Raw genomic sequence first — 642 nt, 5'->3', positions numbered from 1 at the left:
GCCATTTTCCGAAGTAAAAGTGGATAAATCCTTTGTGATGACGGCACAGCAGTCACGTGAATCAAGGCTGGTCATTCAGGCCATCATTGAATTAGCACATAGCCTGGATATGAAAGTGATTGCTGAAGGCATCGAAGACTACGCCACGTTACAGTATCTGCAACAGCAGGGATGTGATAAAGCGCAGGGTTATTTCATAGGCAGACCGCTTCCGGCGGATCAGATTGATCAATGGCTACAGCAACGCAAACTGGCTTTGGAGCAACAACGCTTAAAAGCGCTTGAGTCTATTAATATTATGGATACCCCGGCAGAACAACGTTTTGATCGGATAACACGCCTGGCAAAACGCATGTTTGATGTGCCGGTTGCACTGATTACCTTTCTGGATGATGAGAGACAGTGGTTCAAATCAAAAATAGGTTTGGACGTCAGTGAAACACCCCGAGAGTATGCCTTTTGTAATTACACCATCGAACAAGAAAATAGTTTTATTGTGAACGATGCGACGATTGACCCACGATTTTCTGATAATCCACTGGTCACAGATCCCCCGAATATCCAATTCTATGCGGGTTATCCTTTCAAAGCCCCCAGTGGCGAAAGGCTTGGCGCTATTTGTTTGATCGACCAGAAACCGCG

General features: G+C 45.6%; 1 protein-coding gene. It reads left to right on the top strand.

The genetic code is table 11. From position 1 onward, the window contains the following. A partial coding sequence (locus tag B3O33_RS12175) for a GAF domain-containing protein (RefSeq protein WP_292363720.1) occupies positions 1 to 642 on the top strand: 642 nt, incomplete at both ends.

This window comes from Methylophaga sp. UBA1464 (genome assembly GCF_002325665.1).
Classification (GTDB): Bacteria; Pseudomonadota; Gammaproteobacteria; order Nitrosococcales; family Methylophagaceae; genus Methylophaga.
The sequence above is the reverse complement of the archived record's forward strand: the minus strand, read 5'-3'. Positions and strand labels throughout refer to the sequence as shown.